At 53.7% G+C, this 1119-nt stretch carries 2 protein-coding genes; both read left to right on the top strand.

Annotated features, from left to right (window positions below):
- The coding region (locus A3AY_RS0113650; protein ID WP_018326225.1) for a histidinol dehydrogenase at positions 1-468 on the top strand (468 nt) is incomplete at its 5' end.
- Positions 469-808: 340 nt separating this feature from the next.
- A partial coding sequence (locus tag A3AY_RS37845; protein WP_083925967.1) for a Glu/Leu/Phe/Val dehydrogenase dimerization domain-containing protein occupies positions 809-1119 on the top strand: 311 nt, incomplete at its 3' end.

The following is a 1119-nucleotide window of genomic DNA, read 5'->3' on the forward strand; positions in this document are numbered from 1 at the left end:
ATCAAGGAAGTCGAGAAGCAGCTCGAAACCTTGTCGACCGCTCCGGTTGCCAGCGTTGCGTGGAGGGACTACGGCGAAGTTACCGTCGTTGAAGACGAAGAGACGATGATCGCGTACTCCGATTACATCGCCACCGAACATCTTCAGGTTCACACCCGTGATCCTCAGGCGACCGCAAAGAAGCTCCGCAATTACGGTTCGATCTTTATCGGCGAACTGGCCAGCGTTGTGTACTCTGACAAGTGCTGCGGTACGAACCACACCCTGCCAACGATGGCAGCTGGTCGTTATACGGGTGGCCTTTGGGTCGGCTCGTACGTGAAGATTGCTACTCACCAGTGGCTCGACGAACGTGGGGTTGCTGCGGTGGCTCCAGCGGCCGTGCGCCAGAGCGCTACCGAACAGCTGGAAGGCCACCGCCGCGCTGCTGCGCTGCACCTTAGCCCTCAGCAATTTGCCCCAGAGTGATCTGATCCTCCCAGGTACCTCTCCATCAAAGGCCGCGAGCTATACTAACGGCCTTTTTTGGTTCCTGAACACAGCGGTGAAAATATTAAACAGCAACTGAAAGGATCGTTGCCAAACGAGAGCACCTATCCAGTCAAAAGATACAACACTAGTCAATTAAATCGTTATAATAAATAGTATTTTTCGAATCACTTAATTAAGGCACAGGCTCTTTGATCAGTATTAGGAACGGCCCTCTCCGACAGCATTCTTTCTCGCGGCTCCACGCGATAGAATTTCGATTACAGAACCGACTGCGGAGGATACATTGAGCACGATTTATACTGGACCCGTTTTTGACATGGCGCGAACGCAATTCGACAGAATCGCTGATCACCTATCGATCAAGGCGTGCGACCGCGACCGTCTGCTTTACCCGAAACGGTCTCTCACAATCTCTTGCCCAATCCATCTCGACGATGGCACGACAGCTGTTTTTCAAGGCTATCGCGTCCAGCACCACCTAACGATGGGACCGACGAAAGGTGGAACGCGCTTCGCTCCAGATGTAGAGATTGGCGAAGTGGCTGCTTTGGCGGTCTGGATGAGTTGGAAATGCGCGTTGGCTGGCCTTCCCTATGGCGGTGCAAAGGGCGGTATCGCCGTCGATCC

The organism is Rhizobium giardinii bv. giardinii H152 (genome assembly GCF_000379605.1).
In the GTDB taxonomy this organism is placed as follows: domain Bacteria; phylum Pseudomonadota; class Alphaproteobacteria; order Rhizobiales; family Rhizobiaceae; genus Pararhizobium; species Pararhizobium giardinii.